This window comes from Pantoea eucrina (assembly GCF_001691555.1).
In the GTDB taxonomy this organism is placed as follows: domain Bacteria; phylum Pseudomonadota; class Gammaproteobacteria; order Enterobacterales; family Enterobacteriaceae; genus Pantoea; species Pantoea borealis.
Window position 1 is genome coordinate 90,904 of the sequence record NZ_MAYN01000001.1, and the last position, 20,347, is coordinate 111,250.

A 20,347-nucleotide genomic window follows, 5' to 3' on the forward strand; every position below is an offset into this window, starting at 1 on the left:
CATTTTCAGGGCGTGCGTCAGAAAGTCAACCTTAACGGATGGTGAAGTGCCACCGTCCACACGTGAGAATAAAAAATATGCAATATGAAGATCTCTATCGCCGCATCGGACAAATTCTCTACAGCTGCGGTCCGGAAGGCGCCCGACAGCTGACGGTACAGGCTGAGCTGTTTGCTGACGAGGAGGGAGGGCAATATCAGTTTAACTATCTGGATGAGCAGGGTGAACCTGACTGGTTTGAGCCTGATGCGCGAGCCATTAGCGATCTGACTGACGCACTGAAAGCGTTTCAGCACTATTTCGTTGAGCATGAGCTGTCGCCAGGACAGCCCGTCTGGACACACTGCGTGGTGAAAATTGATGTGCCGGAGTCGGCTCTCAGCATTGACGTGTACTGAAACCGGGCATCCCTGCCCGGAACCGTGACTCAGGAACGAACGGCTACCATTCTGGCGTGGCGGCGCGCCGCGCGTTTGCGGTGTACCAGCCGGCTGGCAGCCAGCACCAGCAGCGTCAGAATAGCGGTGGCGATGATCTCCGGGCGATGCTGCTGATTAAACAGCATCGAGCCGAGCACGCCGATGATAAATACAATGGTCGCCCAGGTGAGCCCCGGAAAGAGCCACATGCGATAGCTCAGGGTCTCGCCACGCGCCTCGCGTTTTTTGCGCAATACCAGGTGAGAGGCCGCAATCACCAGATAGACCAGCAGCGCAATCGCGCCCGAGCTGGCCAGCAGGAACTCAAAAACGGCGCTGGGTGCCACATAATTAGCAAACACCGCCAGAAACGCCGCTGCGGTTGAAAGTAATACGGCAACCCACGGTGTACCGCTGCGCGTGGTACGCGAGGCGGCAGCGGGTGCATCCTGACGACGCGACAGCGAAAACAGCATACGCGAGGCGGTATAAAGCGCTGAGTTCAGGCAGCTGCATACGGCAATCAGTACCACAATATCGACAATAAGACGCGCATGAGGAATGTTCATTATCTCCATCGCGGTCTGATAAGAACCATTCTTCATCAGCGCCGGACTGTTCCACGGCACCAGCGAAATCACCAGGAAAATTGACAGCAGATAAAACAGGGCGATACGCCAGATCACAGAATTAGTCGCCTGGGTGATCTGCTTTTTCGGTTCGCGCGACTCCGCTGCGGCAATTGTGACAATTTCCGTGCCCATAAAAGAGAACATTGTGGTCAGAATGGCGGCCAGCACGGCGCTGATACCGTTCGGCATAAACCCTCTGGTATCCCAGAGATGCGAGATCCCCTGCGTGTTGCTGCCGGGCAGCAGGCCAAATACCGCCAGGCTACCTGCCACCAGAAAGCCGACGATCGCGACCACCTTCAGCAGAGCAAACCAGAACTCAAACTCGCCATAGTTTTTCACGCTGAACAGATTGCTGACGGTAAGAAACGCCGTGATCGCCAGGGTATATTCCCAGACGTCCACCTGCGGAAACCAGCCGTGCAGAATAGTGCCGGCGGCGTTCGCTTCAAGCGGGATCACCAGCACCCAGAACCACCAGTAGAGCCAGCCGATAGTGAAACCGGCCCAGCGCCCCAGCGATTTGTCAGCATAGGTGGAAAAAGAGCCGGAATCAGGCGAAGCAACGGCCATCTCCGCCAGCATACGCATAATCAGCACCACCAGCGTACCGGCGGCAATATAGGCGAGCAGCACCGCCGGCCCCGCTTCGGCGATAGCGTGCCCGGAGCCCACAAACAGGCCGGCACCGATAACGCCGGCAATAGAAAGCATCCTCACGTGGCGCGGCTTCAAGCCTGGTGCCAGTACGTCGGCATTCTGAGCGGTCATAGTTTTTTCTCCGAATCGTCTCTCAGGCGACGCACCGCGCCGCCTGGCGTGAAGGTGGACAGTCTGGCCTGCAGCGGACAGGCCAGAGGTGCAGCGCGGCTTAACGCTGCGGAGTGAGCAAACCGCCCAAGATATCGAGCGCCTGGCGGAACTGCGCATCCGGAATGGTCAGCGGATAGAGGAAGCGGATGACGTTACCGAGCGGTCCGCAGGTCAGCAGCAACAGCCCCTGTGCCATCGCCTGTTGCTGCAGCGTCTGCGCAGTCTGCGCATCAGCAAACTCTACGGCAACCATCGAACCCAGCGCGCGGATATCGGTGATAGCCGGCTGCGTGGCGCGTGCGCCCTGCAGGAATTCAGTCAGTGCGGCACCAAGCTGTACGGAGCGTTCGCAGAGCTGCTCTTCGGCAATAACATCCAGCACCGCGTGCGCCGCCGCAATAGAGAGAGGGTTACCGGCATAGGTTCCCCCCAGGCCGCCGGGGCCGGGCGCATCCATAATTTCTGCGCGGCCACTCACGGCGGAGAGCGGCATTCCCCCTGCGAGGCTTTTTGCCATGGTGATCAGGTCAGGCTCAACGCCATAGTGTTCCATGGCAAAAATTTTACCGGTACGGCCAAATCCGCTTTGTACTTCATCAGCAATCAGCAGGATCCCGTGCCGATCGGCCAGCGCACGCAGCTGCGTCATGAATTCAGGTGGCGCGATATGAAAGCCACCTTCGCCCTGGACCGGCTCCAGCACAATCGCGGCCACATCCTGCGGAGCGATATCCTGCGTAAAGAGATCATGCAGACTTGCCAGCGCATCCTCCGTGCTGATGCCGGTAACGCTGTTTGGGTAGCGGGCATGGAACACGGATGCAGGCATCGGACCAAAGTCGCGCTTATACGGCGCCACTTTGCCGGTCATAGCCATGGTCATAAAGGTGCGGCCATGAAACGCATTGCCGAAGGTGATAATACCGTGGCGCCGGGTGGCGGCGCGTGCAACTTTGACGGCATTCTCTACCGCTTCAGCGCCGGTGCTGAAAAACGCGGTTTTCACTTTTCCGGTAATCGGCACCAGATCGTTGATGCGTTCCGCCAGCGCAACATAGTTCTCATAAGGCGTGACCTGGAAAGCGGTATGGGTAAATTTTTCTAACTGGTCTTTGATGGCCTGCACGACGCGCGGATGACGATGGCCGGTGTTCAGAACCGCGATTCCGCCGGCAAAGTCGATCCAGCTATTACCCTCAGTGTCATGCAGCGTGGCGTTCTCTGCCTGCTCAACAAACCACGGACACAGGTTACCGGTGCCGCGTGGCAGAGCATCATCTTTACGTTGTTGCAGCTGGCTGTTTTTACCTTCCATAACCTTTCCTTAGCGATAAGCTTCTTTACAAATCACGACAAACACGCTTATTTATGCCTGCAGCGGCACAGGTTGCCAGAGCCAATTCAACGAAAAAGGATGGAGCCAATTGCGGAGTTTGTACGCCGATCATGTATTGGAGCGCCTGCAGTTTGTCGCGGAAGGCACGCTGCAGCAGCGGCTGCTTATCTGCATGCAGCAGGCGATTGCTGAAGGTATTTTTCCGCGCGCCTCGCGCCTGCCCGCCACGCGCGATCTGGCCCGCGAGCTGGCGGTATCGCGCAATACGGTGCTAAACGTGTATGAAAATCTCATTGCGCAGGGTTACGTTACGGCCCGTACCGGCAGCGGTACCTGGATTGCGGAGACGCTGCCGGAGGGATGCCTGAACAGCCCGCAGCGCGTTCCTGAGTCTGCCGCTGTGCTGACCAAACCCGCTGCGCTGTCGCGGCGAGGCGCAACGCTGCTCGGACATGCCAACGCCTCGCCGTGGCAGTGGGGCGCGTTTGTACCGGGCGCGCCCGATGTGCGTCAGTTCCCGCATAAGCTGTTCAGTCAGATCCAGGCGCGACTGAACCGCGATCCGGAGATAGAACGGCTGATTTACAGTAGCAGCGGAGGCTGTCCGCAGCTGCGTCAGGCGCTGGCGGAGTATCTCAGCGTGGCGCGTTCGGTGCGGGCAGACGCCGACCAGATTATTATTACCGAGGGGGTACATCAGGCGGTGGATCTGGTGACACGCGTGCTGTGCGACGCGGGCGACCCGGTCTGGATCGAGGAGCCGGGCTACTGGGGAACGCGTAATCTGCTGCGGATTAACGGTCTTAAAATCCAGGCGAAAGCGGTAGATGAACAGGGCATTATTCCCGATCTGCCCTCGCGCAGTAAGCCGCCAAAAATGATATTTGTGACGCCGTCACATCAATATCCGCTGGGCGTGCATCTCAGCCTGGAGCGCCGCAGACAGCTGCTTGATCTGGCGCGGAAACATAAAAGCTGGCTGGTCGAAGATGACTACGACAGTGAGTTTCGTTTTTCCGGCCAGCCGTTTCCGTCGCTGCAGGGCTTTGAGGCAGATGCACCGGTTATCTATATGGGCACCTTTTCTAAAACGCTCTATCCGGCGCTGCGGCTCGGCTATCTGGTTGTGCCTAAAGCGCTGGCTCAGCCGTTGCGGCTGGCGGCTGCAGAGCTTTATCGTGGCGGTCATCTGCTGATCCAGCGTGCGCTGGCAGAGTTTATTCAGAAAGGACACTACATGGCGCATATCCGCCGCATGCGGAAGCTCTACAGCCAGCGGCGGCAGTTCCTGACCGGGCTTATTGCCCGTTATCTTGGCGAAGCGTTTCTGCCGGCGGTGAACCATCAGGCGGGTCTGCATCTTGTGCTGCCGCTGCCGCAGGGGTGCGATGACGTCGCGATTGCTGCGCTGGCGCTAAAGCGCGGCGTGAAGGTGCGTGCGCTGTCGCAGTATTATATGCACCCGCAGGAGAAACGCGGTTTATTGCTGGGATATGCCTGCGTTGACGAGCGTCAGTGTCAGGATGCGTTTGGCGCGCTGAAGGGCTGTCTGCTGGAGGCGGGAGTGATAACGCGCGGAAGCGGCCCGGAAAATCCGGCATAAAAAAAGCCGGCCACCCGTGAAGGGTGCCGGCCAGATTTCAGCGGGATAATCAGGCGCTCAGCAGCTGATCGGCCGTTTTTTCCACCAGTGCCAGTAGCAGCTTAATATCATCCAGCGTGACGGTGGGATTCAGCAGCGTCAGCTTCAGACAGGTGACGCCCTGATTCTCGGTCACACCTACGTTAGCGCGGCCCGACTCCAGCAGAACATCGCCGATGCGCTGGTTAAACAGCGCAATCTGAGCAACGTCAGTGAGCTGCTGCGGACGATAACGGAACAGCACGCTTGCCAGCTGCGGCTGCATGACCAGTTCCAGACGCGGGGTGGCTTCAACATATTGTGCCACTTCCTGCGCCAGAGTGACGCCGTGGTCGATAATCGCCGCATACTGTTTCTGACCCAGCGCTTCCAGACCCATCCACAGCTTCAGCGCGTCAAAGCGGCGCGTAGTCTGCAGCGATTTAGAGACCAGGTTCGGTACGCCCGCTTCTTCATCAAACTCGGAGTTGAGGTAGGCCGCCTGATAACGCATCAGTTCATAATGACGCGCATCCTTCAGCAGAAACGCGCCGCAGCTGATGGTCTGGAAATATTGCTTATGGAAGTCCAGGGTAACGGAGTCCACTCTATTCAGGCCATCCAGATAGTGACGATACTTCTCTGACAGCAGCAGCGCGCCGCCCCAGGCCGCATCCACGTGAACCCAGATATTACGTTCAGCGGCGATGGCAGCGATTTCACGCAGCGGATCGATAGCGCCTGCGTCGGTGGTTCCCGCCGTAGCAACAATCGCCAGTACCTGTTCGCCGTTCGCTTCAGCCTGCGCCAGTTTGGCCTGCAGATCGTTGACGTCCATGCGTGCAAAGTCATCAGACTTCACCTGAACCACTGACTGATAGCCGTGACCCAGCAGCGCCATGTTCTTCTGCACCGAGAAGTGCGCGTTTTCAGAACAGAACACTTTCATCTTACGCAGATCGCCGGTGATACCATCCTGCTGCACCGAGTGGCCCTGACGGGCAAAGAACGCATCGCGAGCCAGCATCAGGCCCATCAGATTGCTCTGGGTACCGCCGCTGGTAAAGACGCCGGCGTCTCCGGCAGCGTAACCCACCTGAGCACGCAGCCATTCAATGAGTTTGACCTCAATAATGGTCGCTGAAGGGCTCTGATCCCAGGAATCCATGCTCTGGTTCGTGGCGTTGATCAGGACTTCGGCGGCCTGGCTTACCACCAGGCTTGGGCAGTGCAGATGCGCCACACACTGCGGATGGTGCACTGACAGACTGTCTTTCAGGAAATACTCAATCGCGCGCTCAATCGCGGCCTGGTTACCCAGGCCGTCAGGATTGAAGTCAAGCGCAATGCGCTCGCGCAGTTCGGCAACCGTTTTGCCCTGATACATCTCAGGCTGCTGCAGCCACTGCACAACCGCGGCGCTGCTCTGGGCAATCGCCTGCTGATACGCCTCAATGCTCTGCGCGGAGGCGGCCAGAATCGGATTCACTTCACTCATTTACTTTTCCAGTCAAACAGGTTTGACGCCAGCGCCCAGCAGCGCCTGCTCAAATTTATCCAGGAATACGGCCAGCTCTTCGTTAGTGATAAGCAGGGACGGCAGCAGACGCAGCACAGAACCGTGACGGCCGCCGCGCTCCAGAATCAGGCCCGCTTCGAAGCATTTCTTCTGCAGCAGCGCAGAAAGCTCGCCATCTGCCGGGAAGCTGCCCATGTGGTCAGCCGGCTCATCGGGCTTAACGATTTCAATACCAATCATCATGCCCATGCCGCGAATGTGACCGATAACCGGGAAGCGTTGCTGCATCTCTGCCAGCTGTGCTTTCAGCCACTCACCCTGTTCAGCGACTTTCGCAGCAATATTCTGCTCAGTCAGCACTTTCAGGGTAGCCAGACCGGTTGCCATCGCCAGCTGATTGCCGCGGAAGGTACCGGTATGGTGGCCCGGTGACCAGGCATCGAACTGCTTTTTAATGCCCAGCACAGCGAGTGGCAGGCCACCGCCAACCGCTTTTGACATCACGATGATGTCTGGTTCAATGCCGGCGTGTTCAAAGGCGAAGAATTTACCGGTGCGGGCAAAGCCTGCCTGAACTTCGTCCAGAATAAGCAGAATGCCGTGCTCCTGCGTGACTTTGCGGATGCGCTGCAGCCACTCAGCCGGAGCCGGGTTCACACCGCCTTCACCCTGAACCGCTTCCAGAATAACGGCTGCCGGTTTACGCACGCCGCTTTCTACGTCGTTAATCAGGTTGTCGAAGTAGTAGGTCAGCGCTTTCACGCCTGCGTCACCACCGATGCCCAGCGGGCAGCGATACTGGTGCGGGTAAGGCATAAACTGCACTTCCGGCATCATGCCGTTAACCGCTTCTTTTGGTGACAGGTTGCCGGTTACGGCGAGCGCACCGTGCGTCATGCCGTGATAGCCGCCTGAGAAACTGATAACACCGCTGCGGCCGGTAACTTTTTTCGCCAGCTTCAGTGCAGCCTCAACGGCGTCCGCGCCCGATGGGCCGGTAAACTGCAGGCAATACTCTTTGCCCTGGCCAGGCAGCAGAGAAAGCAGTGATTCAGAGAATTGATCTTTCAGCGGTGTGGTCAGATCAAGAGTATGTAACGGCAAGCCGCTGGTAATGACATTTTGGATGCTCTGCAGAACATCAGGGTGGTTATGACCAAGTGCCAGCGTCCCTGCGCCAGCCAGACAGTCAAGATATTGCTTATTCTCAACATCCGTAATCCACACGCCGCTGGCTTTAGCGATAGCTAAAGGCAATTTGCGCGGGTAACTCCTGACGTTTGATTCAAACTCAGCCTGACGGGCTAAGAATGCGTCGTTGTTTCCGTTGAATGAGCTGGCACCAAAATTATCAATACGGACTTTATCCGTCATCATATCTCTCCTTCAACCGGGGCTCGCAGTGGCTGGCCGATTGACTAATTGAACAAAAAAGTATCAGTAATGTAAAAAGCGCGGCCAATATAGAGCCTTTTTACTGACATCACAATGATTAATTTTGTGTAGAATTGTTTATTCTTTTCATATACGAATCATAACGTTGGACAGAAACTGGCCGTTGTTATTTCTCTGCTAAAACGGTCAGGTTCAAATTATTGAATGAATAAAGAGACTTATGCCCGCCAGTGAAAGCCATGGACCAAACGGGATAAGGCGGCCAGGCTGCTGAAAACGCCATAATCTGACAAAGGTCACAAAAATCAGCGCGCTGCCACTGGCCATAATCAGCAGTACTGGCAGTGACGTCAAACCAAGCCAGGCACCCAGTGCTGCCAGTAATTTGGCATCTCCCTGTCCGACACCGGACTGGTTTCTCAGCAGCTGATAACACCAGCCAGTAAAACGCATCACGCCATATCCGGCCGCAGCGCCTGTCACCGCATCATGGAGCGTGCCTGGTAATACATCAGCGCTATGCAATAACAGGCCGAGCCAGAGCAGCGGCAGCGTAATCGCATCCGGCAGCAGCAGATGCGTCATATCGATAAGGGAGAGCGCCAGCAGTGCCCATGCCAGCAGCAGTGTGGCAATCAGCCGGCTGTCAGCGGGCAACAGCACGATCAGCAGCAGGGAGAGCAGGAGTGTCGCGATCTCAGTAGCCGGATAACGGCAGCCGATCGGACTATGGCAATCGCGACACCGGCCGCGCAGCAAGATCCAGCTCAGCACCGGAATCATGTCATACCAGCGCAGGGCGCGTTCACAATGTATGCAGCAGGATGAGGGCGTCAGCAGTGAGGTGAGCGTGGCCGCCTGTGCGATATGCCGCGGTAACCGATACACGACAACATTAATAAAGCTGCCAACGGCCAGCGTCAGCAGGGTAACCAGCAACATCACCATATCGTCTTCCTGCTCTCATCATGTCATTAGCCTGCGAGCAACCTACCTCATCCTCTGGGGTAACGGGAGTGACAATACTCATTTTCAATAACTTGCAACGATCGTTGCGCGCCGGGTTCAGAAAAACAGCGTATCAAACCCGAATAACCGCTGCGCTTTTTGCTGCATCGCGCCCGGCACAATTATCAATCAATCCTCAACGCTGAAGAAGTTGGCTGAATAATCACCGCAAATTTAATGTTGCGTTAAGTTTTGCTGCTTATGGTGATTACGCAGGAAAAATAGCAGGCTGGCTAATGATTTGGCAGGCCGCATCAGGAAGCGATAAACCCGGTAGCAGACAAAATGTCATGAGGTTTTTCGCCTGAACGCGTTGAAAGTACGTTGAGGTTGCGCGTGATAGCTGATGCAGGCTCTGGCCCTGCATCTGTATCAGAGCATAATTGATAAGGTGGATTTATGTCTTTCTTACCATTTTCACGCCCCGCTTTGGGCGAAGAAGAGCTGGCTGCCGTCAGGGCGGTATTTGCTTCTGGCTGGATTACCACTGGCCCGAAAAATGCCGAACTGGAGCAGGCTTTCTGTGAGCTGACCGGAAATCAGCATGCCATTGCCGTGAGTTCAGCCACCGCCGGCCTCCACGTCACGCTGCTGGCGCTGGGCATTCAGCCCGGAGATGAGGTCATTACTCCTTCACTGACCTGGGTCTCTACACTCAATATCATTACGCTGCTGGGGGCCACGCCGGTCATGGTCGATGTTGATCGCCATACGCTGATGGTGACAGCAGAACAGATTGACGCGGCGATCACGCCACGCACCCGCGCGATTATTCCGGTGCATTACGCCGGTGCGCCGGTTGATCTTGCGTCAATCTGTGCGCTGGGCGAGCGCTATGGCATCCCGGTAATCGAAGACGCTGCACACGCAATCGGCTGCCACTATGACAGCCAGCATGTCGGACAGCGCGGCACGGCAATCTTTTCACTGCACGCCATTAAAAATATTACCTGTGCCGAAGGCGGGATTGTTGTGACGGATGATGATGACCTGGCCGACCGGATACGCAGCCTGAAGTTTCACGGACTGGGCGTGGATGCCTGGGATCGCGATACGCACGGGCGAAAACCGCAGGCAGAGGTGATCGCGCCTGGTTTTAAATACAATCTGCCGGATATCAACGCCGCTATTGCGCTGGTCCAGCTCGGCAAGCTTGCCGATATCAACCGCCGTCGCCGGACGATTGCGCAGCGTTACCTGCAGGCGCTGGCGGATACGCCTTTTCTGCCCCTGAAACAGCCTGACTGGCCACATCTGCACGCCTGGCATCTGTTTATCATCCGCGTCGATGAAGCCACCTGCGGCATCAGTCGCAATGCGCTGATGGAGGCATTGAAAGCAGAGCAGATCGGCACCGGCCTTCATTTCCGTGCGGCGCATACGCATAAATATTACCGGGAACGTTATCCGCATCTTAGCCTGCCTGACACGGAATGGAACAGCGAACGTATCTGCTCGCTCCCGCTGTTTCCCGATATGCAGGACGAGGATGTGAGCCGGGTAATCAGCGCGCTGCGCACGCTGGCAGGAGGCCGTCATGCTGGATGAAAAACCGCTTCAGAAAATCTCTGTGGTAATTCCGGTTTATAACGAAGAGGAGAGTTTGCCGGAGCTGGTACGCCGTACCAGCGCGGCCTGCGGCACGCTGGGCCTGAACTATGAGATCCTGCTGGTGGATGACGGCAGCAGCGACCGCTCGGCGCAGATGATCGCCGATGCTGCTGACATGCCAGGAAGTCACGTAGTGGGCGTTCTGCTTAACCGAAACTATGGTCAGCACTCGGCGATAATGGCGGGCTTCGCACACGTGTCAGGCGACCTGATTATCACGCTGGACGCCGATCTGCAGAACCCGCCGGAAGAGATCCCGGCACTGGTGAAGGCGGCGCAGCAGGGCTATGACGTGGTCGGCACCGTCCGCCAGAACCGGCAGGATAGCTGGTTTCGCAAACGCGCCTCACGCGCTATTAATAAGCTGATCCAGCGCGTCACCGGCAAAGCGATGGGCGATTACGGCTGCATGCTGCGCGCCTATCGCCGGCACATTGTCGACGCCATGCTCAACTGCCATGAACGCAGCACCTTTATTCCCATTCTGGCCAATACCTTTGCCCGCCGCACTATCGAACTCCCGGTCGCACACGCTGAGCGTGAATTTGGCGATTCCAAATACAGCGTCATGAAACTCATCAATCTGATGTATGACCTGGTGACCTGTCTGACCACGACGCCGCTGCGCCTGCTCAGCATCATCGGCAGTCTGATTGCGCTGGCGGGCTTTGCCTTTTCAATACTGCTGGTGATCTTACGCCTGTTTTTTGGCGCCAGCTGGGCCGGCGACGGCCTGTTTATGCTGTTTGCGGTGCTGTTTATTTTTGTCGGTGCGCAGTTTATCGGGATGGGCCTGCTGGGCGAGTACATCGGGCGTATCTACAACGATGTACGCGCACGGCCGCGCTATTTCATTCAGCGGGTGATCCACCCGCAGCACGAAACCTCTCAGGTTCAGGAAATCAAATCATGAAAACAGTTGTTTTTGCCTATGCGGAAATGGGTTGCGCAGGAATCAACGCGCTGCTGAAAGCGGGTTTTGAGATCACAGCGATCTTTACGCACACCGACACCGCTGCAGAGAGCCATTTTTTTGATTCCGTCGCACGTCTCGCCGCTGAGCGCGGCATTCCGGTGCATGCGCCTGAAGAGGTTAATCATCCTTTATGGCTTGAACGTATCCGGGCACTGGAGCCTGATTACATTTTCTCTTTTTATTACCGGGCGATGCTGAGCGACGCTATCCTGGGATGTGCGGCACAGGGGGCGTTCAACCTGCACGGCTCGCTGCTGCCTGCCTATCGCGGTCGCGCACCGCTTAACTGGGTACTGGTTAATGGCGAAACGGAAACTGGCGTGACGCTGCATCGTATGGTGAGCCGGGCCGATGCCGGTGACATTGTCACGCAGGAGCGGGTCACCATTGATGAACAGGATGATGCGCTGACGCTGCACCGTAAGCTGGTCGCCTGTGCCACGCAGCTGCTGGAAGGTGCGCTCCCGGCGCTGAAGCGGGGTGAGGTCGTTGCCCGGCCGCAGGATGAGCGGCAGGCCACCCGCGTGGGACGCCGTACGCCGGAAGATGGACGTATCCGGTGGGAACAGAGCGCACGGCAGGTGAATAACCTGGTGCGCGCGGTCACCTGGCCATGGCCCGGCGCATTTGCCTTTGCCGGTACGGTAAAGTTTATGGTGTGGAAAGGGCGTGTGCATACCGGCACGCCTGTTGCCAGAGCCGGGACCGTGCTCTCGGTTGATCCGCTGCAGGTCGCCTGCGGCGAGGGGGCGCTGGAGATCGTCACCGGCCAGTGTGATAACGGCGTATTTATGAATGGCAGTCAGCTGGCGCAAAGCCTGGGACTGGTTCCCGGCGCGCTGCTTTACTCTGAGCCGGTGGCCGCTGTGAAACGCCGTACGCGGGTACTGATCCTCGGTGTGAACGGCTTTATCGGCAATCATCTGACTGAACGTCTGCTGCAGGATGATAACTTTGAGGTCTATGGGCTGGATATCGGCTCTGATGCGATAAGTCGTTTTCTCAGCGAGCCGCGTTTTCACTTTGTTGAGGGCGACATCAGTATCCACTCTGAATGGATTGAATATCACATCAAGAAGTGTGACGTGGTGCTGCCACTGGTGGCGATCGCCACGCCCATCGAGTACACCCGTAACCCGCTGCGGGTGTTTGAACTCGATTTTGAAGAGAACCTGAAAATCATTCGCGACTGCGTCAGGTATAAGAAGCGCATTATCTTCCCTTCTACGTCTGAAGTTTACGGTATGTGTACCGATCGGCATTTTGACGAGGATAGCTCCAACCTGGTCGTTGGCCCGATCAATAAACAGCGCTGGATCTACTCGGTTTCCAAACAGCTGCTCGATCGGGTGCTATGGGCCTATGGTGAAAAAGAGGGCCTGCGCTTTACGCTGTTCCGCCCCTTTAACTGGATGGGACCCCGGCTCGATAACCTTAATGCTGCACGCATTGGCAGCTCCCGCGCCATCACCCAGCTGATCCTCAATCTGGTAGAAGGATCGCCCATTAAGCTGGTGGATGGCGGGGCGCAGAAGCGCTGTTTCACCGATATCCGCGACGGGATTGAAGCGCTGTTTCGCATCATTGAAAACCGCAACGACAACTGCGACGGGCAGATCATCAATATCGGTAATCCGGAAAATGAAGCCAGTATCCGCGAGCTGGCAGAGCATCTGCTGAGCAGCTTTGAACGTCATCCGCTGCGCGACCGTTTCCCGCCGTTTGCCGGATTTCGCGAAGTGGAAAGCAGCAGCTACTACGGCAAAGGGTATCAGGATGTCGAGCACCGCAAGCCGTCGATAAAAAATGCGCGCCGGCTGCTGAACTGGACACCCGACGTGGATATGGATACCACCATCGATAACACGCTGGATTTCTTTCTGCGCACCGCTGAACTGCAGGAGAAGCCATGAAAAAAGTGGGGCTGCGGGTCGATGTTGATACCTGGCGCGGCACCCGGCTGGGCGTCCCGGCGCTGCTGGAGCAATTCAGCCTGCATCAGCTGCAGGCGAGTTTTTTCTTCAGCGTCGGGCCGGATAATATGGGGCGCCATGTGTGGCGCCTGCTCAAGCCGCGCTTTTTCTGGAAAATGGTGCGCTCCCGCGCGGCGTCGCTCTATGGCTGGGATATTCTGCTGGCGGGTACCGCCTGGCCAGGGCGTCATATTGGTCGCGGCCAGGCGGACATTATTCGCGCCACCGCCGATCATCATGAAGTTGGCCTGCACGCCTGGGATCACTTTGCCTGGCAGACCTGGGCGGGCGTCTGGTCAGAACAGCGGCTGGCTCAGGAAATAAGCCGGGGTCAACAGGCGCTGGACGCGCTGACAGGTGACGGTGTCACCTGCTCGGCGGTTGCCGGCTGGCGTGCGGACAGCCGGATTATTGCCGCAAAAGAGCCCTTTCATTTCCGCTACAACAGCGACTGCCGCGGCAGCGGTCCGTTTATCCCGCTACTGCCTGACGGCACGGAAGGCACGGTACAGATCCCGGTCACGCTGCCCACCTGGGATGAAGTGGTGGGGCATCAGGTAAGCGCAGCACGCTTCAACGATTTTATTCTGGAGCGGATGCAGCATGCCGCAGGTACACCGGTCTATACCATTCATGCCGAAGTCGAAGGGATAGCTGCGCGCGACGCTTTCAGCAATCTGCTCGACCGCGCCCGGCAGGCCGGTATTCACTTCTGTCCGCTCAGTGAGCTGCTGCCTGCCGACCTTTCCATGCTGCCACGTGCCCCTGTGGTACGAGGCAGTATCGCCGGTCGGGAAGGGTGGCTGGGCTGCCAGGCTGCAAACTAAACAGGGCGTTCTGATGCGTACAGGAACAAAAACCACACTGCTTTTGATGCTCTTTACGCTCTACTATCTGTTGCCGGTGCCGTTTCGCGACCTCTGGCAGCCTGATGAGCTGCGTTACGCGGAAATAAGCCGTGAAATGATTGTCAGCGGTAACTGGGTTGTGCCGCACTTTTTTACGTTGCGCTATTTTGAAAAACCCATCGCCGGCTACTGGATAAACAATCTGGGTCAGCTGGTGTTTGGCCACACTAATTTTGGCGTGCGCGCTGGCGCGCTGTTCAGCACCTTTGGCAGCGGCCTGCTGATTTTCTGGCTTGGATGCCGGATGTTTGCCAGTCGTAACGTCGCGCTGCTGGGCAGTGTCGTTTTTATGACCTCGCTGCTGGTTTATGGCATTGGCACTTACGCCGTGCTGGACCCGATTCTGATGCTGTGGCTGACGGGGGCAATGTGCAGCTTCTGGTATGCAGCTCAGGCACGCACATTCCGGCAACGGTTCTCCGGCTATCTGCTGCTGGGGGCGGCCTGCGGCATGGGGTTTATGACAAAAGGCTTTCTGGCACTTGCAGTCCCGGCGCTGGCAATTGTGCCGTGGATGGTGTGGCAGCGTCGCGTTATGGAGCTGCTGCGCTGGGGGCCGCTGGCGCTGCTGACCGCTGTGCTGCTCAGCCTGCCGTGGGCGCTGGCGATAGCGCAGCAGGCGGGAGATTTCTGGCACTACTTTTTCTGGGTTGAGCATATTCAGCGTTTTGCTGAAGAGAATGCGCAGCACAAAGCGCCTTTCTGGTATTACCTGCCGGTGCTGGTTGCGGGCGCGCTGCCCTGGCTGGGGCTGCTGCCCGGCGCGCTGATAAGCGGCTGGCAGCAGCGCCGCCAGCAGGCAGGCATGCTCTATTTACTGTGCTGGGTCGTTCTGCCGCTGCTGTTTTTCAGTATTGCTAAAGGCAAACTGCCCACCTATATCCTGCCCTGTTTCGCCCCGCTGAGTCTGCTGATGGCACGTTATGCGCTGGGTAACAGCGCACGATTAAGCACCGCGCTGCGTCTCAACGGCTGGATAAACCTGATGTTTGGCGCGCTGACCGCGCTGACGGTGATAAGCGTACTGGCGCCCTGGGGGCTGGCACACCGGCCGCTCTACAGCAGCGACGAGAAGCTGCGCGCCTCTCTGGCCGCGCTGGCGTTTACCGGCTGGGCGCTGGCGGCAGGTGTCAGCCTGCATACCCGGCGCTGGCAGCTGGCAGCGCTCTGCCCGCTGGCGCTGGCGCTGCTGGTGGGATTCGCCATTCCCGAGCGAATACGGGACGCCAAACAGCCGCAGAACTTTGTCCGTAACATAGCGGATCAGCTTACGCACAGTCGCTATATTCTGGCAGATAACCCCGGCGTCGCCTCTGCGATTGCCTGGCAGCTTAAGCGCAGCGATATGATTTTTTATACGTCCAAAGGCGAACTGGAATATGGCCTCAGCTATGCCGATGCCCGGAAACGTTACGTTGCGGATGCAGATTTTGCCGACTGGCTGCGGATTCATCGCAGAAAGGGGGATGTCGCGCTGGTACTGATGCTGGATGCCGGACAGAAAACGCCCGATGCGGCGCTGCCGGTGCCGGATGAGATCTGGCAGCAGGGCCGGCTGGTCTGGTACGGATACCGCCACGCGCCATGAACCTGCTGCTGATTGTTCTGGTCAGCCTGCTCAGCTGTGCAGCTCAGCTGTGTCAGAAGCAGGCAGCGCTGGTAGCGTCAGACGCTCCGCGCAGGCGCATGGTGCTCTGGCTCGCGCTCAGCCTGCTGCTGCCTGGAATGGCGATGCTGCTTTGGTTGCAGGTATTGCGCAGTGTGCCGGTCAGCCAGGCGTATCCGATGCTCAGCCTTAACTTTGTGCTGGTTGCCGCAGCGGCACGCCTGATCTGGCGCGAAGCCTGTACGCTGCAGCAGTGGCTGGGCACGCTGCTGATTGTCGCAGGGGTGGCTTTGATGGGGAGCCAGCTATGAAAGGCACCGGTCTGGCACTCTGCAGCGTAGTACTGGTGACGCTGGCGCAGCTGATGCTGCGCGGCGCGATGATGAGCTTTCCTGCGTTCAGCGCGCTGCTGCATGGCGGCGCGCGCCCTGCGTTAATGCTCTGCGCGGGCCTCGCCGCCTACGGGGTGTCGATGCTGTGCTGGCTTGTGGCGCTGCGCTACCAGCCGCTCAACCGGCTCTATCCGTTACTCAGTCTGAGCTATGTACTGGTCTGGCTGGCTGCTGTTGTACTGCCGTGGTTTCATGAGCCCTTTCGCTGGAGCAGTCTGGCGGGCGTGGTGCTGATTGTGGTGGGCTTACTGGTGATATCGCTGCCGCGCAGTAAAAAACCGGGCTGCTGATATGCACTCAGGCAGCAGGATACAAGCTGATGTAAATCACTCAAAGAAGCAGCGGAGCCGGTCAGCCTGATGTTTTAGTATCCCTTCAGTTGCCTTCCAACCCGTACGCATCAGGACTGAATATGACCGGTAAACTAAGCAGCGACCGCCTCTGTATTAATCGCAAAATTGCCCCCGCCCTGAGCATCAGTGAATTTTTCGCGCTGGTGGCAAAGCTGGGGCTGCACAAGGTTGAACTCCGCAACGATATGAAAAGCGGCAGCGTGACCGACAATCTCGGCGGCGCACAGGTCAGCGCGCTGGCCCGTGAGCATGCCCTGACTATCGAAACCATCAATGCCGTTTATCCGTTTAATCAGCTCAGTGATGAGGTGCTGGAAAAGACCCGTAGCCTGCTGAAAGACGCTGCGGAAAGCGGTGCAAAAGCGCTGGTGCTCTGTCCGCTCAACGATGGTACGCCGGTCAGCGACGCGCAGACTATTGACGCTCTGCAAACCCTGGCGCCGCTGTTTGCGGAGCAGGGCATTCAGGGACTGGTTGAGCCGCTGGGCTTTCCGCAGAGCTCGCTGCGTTCAGCCGCGCAGGCGCAGCGGCTGATTAAACAGGCCGGGGTGCCGTTCAAAATTGTGCTGGATACCTTTCATCACCATCTCTATGAAGGCGCCGAAGCGGACTTTGCCGGACACGTCAATGTTCATGAGATTGGTCTGGTTCATCTTTCCGGCGTGACCGATACCCGTCCGGCTGCAGAGCTGACGGATGAAGAGCGCATCATGCTTAGTGCTGATGACAGACTGCAGACAAAGCAGCAGGTTGCCCGCCTTGAAGAGATGGGTTACCGCGGTATCTATGCGTTTGAACCCTTCTCGTCGGTGATGGAGAACTGGAGCGCTGCAGAGATTGAGCAGCAGATTCGCAGCAGCATCGACTACCTCAACAGCTAACCGCGACCGGCTAAGGGAACAGACTATGACACTCAATATTGGCGTAATTGGTACCGGTGCAATCGGCCGTGAACATATCCGGCGCTGCAGTCAGGTGCTGCAGAACGCGCGCGTGGTAGCGCTGAATGATATCGATCGCCGTCAGTGCGAAGAAGTAGCAGCTGCGCTGCAGCTGCAGGCAGAGATCTACGACAGCGCGCACGACCTGATCAATGCGCCCGACGTACAGGCCGTGCTGGTGACCTCCTGGGGACCGACACATGAAGAGTTTGTGCTGGCCGCAATCAAAGCAGGCAAGGCTGTGTTTTGTGAAAAACCGCTGGCGGTCACAGCGCAGGGCTGCATGAATATTGTTGAAGCGGAGATGGCCGGCGGTAAAAAACGCGTGCAGGTCGGCTTTATGCGCCCGTATGACAGCGGGTATCGTGCGTTAAAGCAGGTGCTGGAGAGCGGTGAAATTGGCGCGCCGCTGATGCTGCATTGTGCACATCGCAATCCGGAAGTCGGTGACAGTTACACAACAGATATGGCGATTACCGATACGCTGATTCATGAGCTGGATGTGCTGCGCTGGTTACTGAATGACGATTACGTCAGCGCACAGGTGATCTGGCCACGCAAAACGCGCCACGCCAGTTCACATCTGAAAGATCCGCAGATTGTCCTGCTGGAAACGGCGCAGGGTACACGCATCGACGTTGAAATTTTTGTTAACTGCCAGTACGGCTATGACATTCAGTGTGAAGTGGTGGGAGAAAGCGGCATTGCCCGGCTGCCGGAACCGATGGCGGTACAGACGCGCAGTAACGCATCGCTCTCTGTGGCCATTCTGACCGACTGGAAAAAGCGCTTTATTGATGCTTACGATGTGGAGCTGCAGGCGTTCATTAACAATGTCCTTGCAGACGAGCTGACCGGGCCTTCTGCCTGGGATGGTTATGCGGCGGCGGTGGCAGCAGACGCCTGCGTCGCGGCGCAAAAGAGTGGTGACATTGTTCCGATTACCATGCCGCTCCGTCCGGCTTTTTATCAGTAATCCTGCCTAATCTGCGCGCCTGGCTTACGGGCGCGTTACTGTCATCGCCTGATTACAGGCGCCGCAATCTTTTTTTCGCTTTGTGCTCTACATACTAGTACATGATGTGTATCATCCCGCCTTTGCTAATTTTCTGAGTCGTTTGAATGTCAGTACCTCAACTCACGTCGCGCCAGCCCTCAGTCTGGTGGGGCGCTATGATCATCTGTGGCACCGTCGTGGGTGCCGGCATGTTTACGCTACCCGTTGTTATGGCAGGAAGCTGGTTTGGCTGGGGCGTGCTGCTGCTGTTTATCAGCTGGGGCGCTATGCTGCTCTCCGGTCTGCTGTTTATGCGGGTCAGCCTGCATTATGCAGCCGGGGAAGGCTATGACACCCTTGTACGCGATCTGCTGGGACGCGGCTGGGCGATACTTAACGGTTTAAGCATCCTGTTTGTACTGGGGATTCTGACTTACGCCTATATTTCCGCCAGCGGTCCGGTCTATCAGCACTCCCTCAGTCAGCTGGGCGTACCGCTCACAACGGCCGGTGCAAAAATTGCGCTGACGCTGCTGGTTGCAGTGGTGGTGTTGCTTGGTACGCGTGGCGTGAGCCGGCTGATGACCTTCTGCGTGGTGGCAAAAATTGCACTGCTTATTTTGTTATTTGGCGGACTGCTGATGCAGGTTGACAGCGGCTCGCTGCTGCAGCCAGCGCCAGAAGGAAGCGCGTACTGGCCCTATGCGTTTGGCGTGCTGCCGTTCTGCCTGGCGTCTTTCGGGTATCACGGTAACATCACCGGTCTGGTCAGCTATTACCAGCGCGACCGTCGCAGGATCGCGCGTGCCCTGCTGCTCGGGACGCTGATATCGCTGGCGCTCTACCTGTTCTGGATCGTCAGTACGATGGGTAATCTGCCGCGCAGCGCGTTTCCGGCTATTGTTGCGCAGGGCGGTGACATCGCCGCGCTGATGGCGGCCTTAGGTACTCATCTGCAGGTGCCGGCATTAAGCCTGATGTTGTCGCTCTTCTCTCATTTTGCGGTTATCGCGTCGTTTCTTGGCGTCACGGCAGGATTGTTCGACTTTGTTGCCGACCGGATGGGATGGGGAGATACACCCGGAGCACGGGTAAAAACGGCGCTGCTGACGTTTCTGCCGCCGCTGCTGGCCTCCATTCTCTGGCCACACGGGTTCGTGGCGGCTATTGGTTACGCCGGTCTGTTTGCAACCCTGTGGGCAGTTCTGATCCCGGCCTTGCTGGCGTGGCGGGCAGGGCAGCGCTTCACCACGCATGAAAAATCTCCGCTGGCGATTACGCTGGTGGTACTGTTTGGTGTGCTGAACATCGCCGCGTGGCTGCTGAGCTGGCTGGACTGGCTGCCGTTATTTGGCGCGAGCTGAAATGAGAACGCGCTGGTCTGAAGCCAGCGCGTTTTGAATATCAGTTACCGCGATAGGTTGAGTAACCATACTGGCTCAGCAACAGCGGGATATGGTAATGCTGATCGGTTTTTTCCAGGTTAAATATCACCGGAATTTCCGGAAAGAAAGTCTGCTGATTAACCGACTTATAGTACTCCCCGGTTTTGAACACCACACGATAAATACCTGACTGCGCCATTTTATCTTTTGGATAAAGTGCCGGGATCCGCCCCTGCGCATCCGTGGTGGCTTCCGCCAGCTCTGTCCAGTTATCGCCTGCTTTCTGATCCAGCTCCACTTTTACACCCGCAGTAGGGATACCGGTTTGCAGATTAAGCACGTGCACGCTGACCGGATTTTTCATGGTATCAGCGGCGGCGACGCCAGCAGTGCAAAGTAATACAGCAGAAAGCAGAAGGTGTTGAGGTTTCATTTCATCGTCCTTTAATGTGAATGCGTGAA

Annotated in this window: 18 protein-coding genes; 12 read left to right on the forward strand and 6 right to left on the reverse strand. The window is 57.4% G+C overall.

The window, feature by feature from the left end:
* The first annotated feature begins 77 nt into the window (after positions 1-77).
* The gene (locus BBA90_RS00380; RefSeq protein WP_065647360.1) at positions 78-398 is read left to right on the forward strand and encodes a hypothetical protein; all 321 of its coding nucleotides are present in this window, start codon (positions 78-80) and stop codon (positions 396-398) included.
* A 29-nt stretch (positions 399-427) separates the two neighbouring features.
* Here BBA90_RS00380 and gabP read toward each other — a convergent pair whose 3' ends face one another.
* Both gabP and gabT read right to left on the reverse strand, forming a co-directional pair.
* A complete protein-coding gene (gene gabP / locus BBA90_RS00385) occupies positions 428-1,822 on the reverse strand; it encodes a GABA permease (protein WP_065647361.1) in 1,395 nt (464 codons plus the stop codon).
* Positions 1,823-1,922: 100 nt separating this feature from the next.
* On the reverse strand, positions 1,923-3,179 hold the full coding sequence (gene gabT / locus BBA90_RS00390) for a 4-aminobutyrate--2-oxoglutarate transaminase (RefSeq protein WP_065647362.1): 1,257 nt from the start codon (positions 3,177-3,179) through the stop codon (positions 1,923-1,925).
* A gap of 109 nt (positions 3,180-3,288) precedes the next feature.
* Between gabT and BBA90_RS00395 the strand changes: the two genes are divergently transcribed.
* A complete protein-coding gene (locus BBA90_RS00395) occupies positions 3,289-4,803 on the forward strand; it encodes a PLP-dependent aminotransferase family protein (protein WP_206099876.1) in 1,515 nt (504 codons plus the stop codon).
* 49 nt (positions 4,804-4,852) lie between these two features.
* Here the strand turns inward: BBA90_RS00395 and BBA90_RS00400 are convergent, their stop codons facing one another.
* From BBA90_RS00400 to BBA90_RS00410, 3 genes are all read right to left on the reverse strand, one after another.
* Positions 4,853-6,319 carry a pyridoxal phosphate-dependent decarboxylase family protein gene (locus BBA90_RS00400; protein WP_065647363.1) on the reverse strand — a complete coding sequence of 489 codons (1,467 nt, stop codon included), beginning with the start codon at positions 6,317-6,319 and terminating at the stop codon, positions 4,853-4,855.
* A gap of 12 nt (positions 6,320-6,331) precedes the next feature.
* Positions 6,332-7,714: a diaminobutyrate--2-oxoglutarate transaminase gene (locus BBA90_RS00405; RefSeq protein ID WP_065647364.1), complete on the reverse strand. Its 1,383-nt coding sequence runs from the start codon at positions 7,712-7,714 to the stop codon at positions 6,332-6,334.
* Between the two features lie 213 nt (positions 7,715-7,927).
* Positions 7,928-8,683, reverse strand: a complete 756-nt coding sequence (locus BBA90_RS00410) for a prepilin peptidase (RefSeq protein ID WP_065647365.1) — start codon at positions 8,681-8,683, stop codon at positions 7,928-7,930.
* A gap of 459 nt (positions 8,684-9,142) precedes the next feature.
* Here BBA90_RS00410 and arnB point away from each other — a divergent pair, with 459 nt between their 5' ends.
* From arnB to BBA90_RS00460, 10 genes are all read left to right on the forward strand, one after another.
* Entirely contained in the window at positions 9,143-10,291 is a 1,149-nt protein-coding gene (gene arnB, locus BBA90_RS00415; protein ID WP_065647366.1) for a UDP-4-amino-4-deoxy-L-arabinose aminotransferase, read from the forward strand.
* Positions 10,281-11,267, forward strand: a complete 987-nt coding sequence (gene arnC, locus BBA90_RS00420) for an undecaprenyl-phosphate 4-deoxy-4-formamido-L-arabinose transferase (protein WP_065647367.1) — start codon at positions 10,281-10,283, stop codon at positions 11,265-11,267. The genes arnB and arnC overlap by 11 nt, the downstream gene beginning before the upstream one ends.
* On the forward strand, positions 11,264-13,243 hold the full coding sequence (gene arnA, locus BBA90_RS00425) for a bifunctional UDP-4-amino-4-deoxy-L-arabinose formyltransferase/UDP-glucuronic acid oxidase ArnA (RefSeq protein WP_065647368.1): 1,980 nt from the start codon (positions 11,264-11,266) through the stop codon (positions 13,241-13,243). Before arnC ends, arnA begins: the two co-directional genes overlap by 4 nt.
* On the forward strand, positions 13,240-14,130 hold the full coding sequence (gene arnD / locus BBA90_RS00430; protein ID WP_065647369.1) for a 4-deoxy-4-formamido-L-arabinose-phosphoundecaprenol deformylase: 891 nt from the start codon (positions 13,240-13,242) through the stop codon (positions 14,128-14,130). Before arnA ends, arnD begins: the two co-directional genes overlap by 4 nt.
* Positions 14,131-14,143: 13 nt before the next feature.
* Positions 14,144-15,799: a lipid IV(A) 4-amino-4-deoxy-L-arabinosyltransferase gene (gene arnT / locus BBA90_RS00435; RefSeq protein WP_065647370.1), complete on the forward strand. Its 1,656-nt coding sequence runs from the start codon at positions 14,144-14,146 to the stop codon at positions 15,797-15,799.
* Positions 15,796-16,128, forward strand: a complete 333-nt coding sequence (arnE, locus tag BBA90_RS00440) for a 4-amino-4-deoxy-L-arabinose-phosphoundecaprenol flippase subunit ArnE (protein ID WP_065647371.1) — start codon at positions 15,796-15,798, stop codon at positions 16,126-16,128. The genes arnT and arnE overlap by 4 nt, the downstream gene beginning before the upstream one ends.
* Positions 16,125-16,499 carry a 4-amino-4-deoxy-L-arabinose-phosphoundecaprenol flippase subunit ArnF gene (gene arnF, locus BBA90_RS00445; RefSeq protein WP_065647372.1) on the forward strand — a complete coding sequence of 125 codons (375 nt, stop codon included), beginning with the start codon at positions 16,125-16,127 and terminating at the stop codon, positions 16,497-16,499. Before arnE ends, arnF begins: the two co-directional genes overlap by 4 nt.
* A 122-nt stretch (positions 16,500-16,621) precedes the next feature.
* A complete protein-coding gene (locus BBA90_RS00450; protein WP_065647373.1) occupies positions 16,622-17,443 on the forward strand; it encodes a TIM barrel protein in 822 nt (273 codons plus the stop codon).
* Between the two features lie 25 nt (positions 17,444-17,468).
* The gene (locus tag BBA90_RS00455; RefSeq protein WP_065647374.1) at positions 17,469-18,479 is read left to right on the forward strand and encodes a Gfo/Idh/MocA family oxidoreductase; all 1,011 of its coding nucleotides are present in this window, start codon (positions 17,469-17,471) and stop codon (positions 18,477-18,479) included.
* A 146-nt stretch (positions 18,480-18,625) separates the two neighbouring features.
* Positions 18,626-19,864: an aromatic amino acid transporter gene (locus BBA90_RS00460; RefSeq protein ID WP_065647375.1), complete on the forward strand. Its 1,239-nt coding sequence runs from the start codon at positions 18,626-18,628 to the stop codon at positions 19,862-19,864.
* A 40-nt stretch (positions 19,865-19,904) separates the two neighbouring features.
* On the opposite strand, the gene uraH is transcribed toward BBA90_RS00460, so the two are convergent.
* Positions 19,905-20,318: a hydroxyisourate hydrolase gene (gene uraH / locus BBA90_RS00465; protein WP_065647376.1), complete on the reverse strand. Its 414-nt coding sequence runs from the start codon at positions 20,316-20,318 to the stop codon at positions 19,905-19,907.
* Positions 20,319-20,347: the final 29 nt, after the last annotated feature.

Bases quoted from the DNA above. Each gene is read 5' to 3' on its own strand.
- arnF (WP_065647372.1), top strand. From the start codon at position 16,125: ATGAAAGGCACCGGTCTGGCACTCTGCAGCGTAGTACTGGTGACGCTG.
- arnB (WP_065647366.1), top strand. From the start codon at position 9,143: ATGTCTTTCTTACCATTTTCACGCCCCGCTTTGGGCGAAGAAGAGCTG.
- arnE (WP_065647371.1), top strand. From the start codon at position 15,796: ATGAACCTGCTGCTGATTGTTCTGGTCAGCCTGCTCAGCTGTGCAGCT.
- gabP (WP_065647361.1), bottom strand. From the start codon at position 1,822: ATGACCGCTCAGAATGCCGACGTACTGGCACCAGGCTTGAAGCCGCGC.
- arnT (WP_065647370.1), top strand. From the start codon at position 14,144: ATGCGTACAGGAACAAAAACCACACTGCTTTTGATGCTCTTTACGCTC.
- BBA90_RS00400 (WP_065647363.1), bottom strand. From the start codon at position 6,319: ATGAGTGAAGTGAATCCGATTCTGGCCGCCTCCGCGCAGAGCATTGAG.
- BBA90_RS00450 (WP_065647373.1), top strand. From the start codon at position 16,622: ATGACCGGTAAACTAAGCAGCGACCGCCTCTGTATTAATCGCAAAATT.
- arnC (WP_065647367.1), top strand. From the start codon at position 10,281: ATGCTGGATGAAAAACCGCTTCAGAAAATCTCTGTGGTAATTCCGGTT.
- BBA90_RS00455 (WP_065647374.1), top strand. From the start codon at position 17,469: ATGACACTCAATATTGGCGTAATTGGTACCGGTGCAATCGGCCGTGAA.
- arnA (WP_065647368.1), top strand. From the start codon at position 11,264: ATGAAAACAGTTGTTTTTGCCTATGCGGAAATGGGTTGCGCAGGAATC.
- uraH (WP_065647376.1), bottom strand. From the start codon at position 20,318: ATGAAACCTCAACACCTTCTGCTTTCTGCTGTATTACTTTGCACTGCT.
- BBA90_RS00380 (WP_065647360.1), top strand. From the start codon at position 78: ATGCAATATGAAGATCTCTATCGCCGCATCGGACAAATTCTCTACAGC.
- gabT (WP_065647362.1), bottom strand. From the start codon at position 3,179: ATGGAAGGTAAAAACAGCCAGCTGCAACAACGTAAAGATGATGCTCTG.
- BBA90_RS00410 (WP_065647365.1), bottom strand. From the start codon at position 8,683: ATGGTGATGTTGCTGGTTACCCTGCTGACGCTGGCCGTTGGCAGCTTT.
- BBA90_RS00460 (WP_065647375.1), top strand. From the start codon at position 18,626: ATGTCAGTACCTCAACTCACGTCGCGCCAGCCCTCAGTCTGGTGGGGC.
- BBA90_RS00405 (WP_065647364.1), bottom strand. From the start codon at position 7,714: ATGACGGATAAAGTCCGTATTGATAATTTTGGTGCCAGCTCATTCAAC.
- arnD (WP_065647369.1), top strand. From the start codon at position 13,240: ATGAAAAAAGTGGGGCTGCGGGTCGATGTTGATACCTGGCGCGGCACC.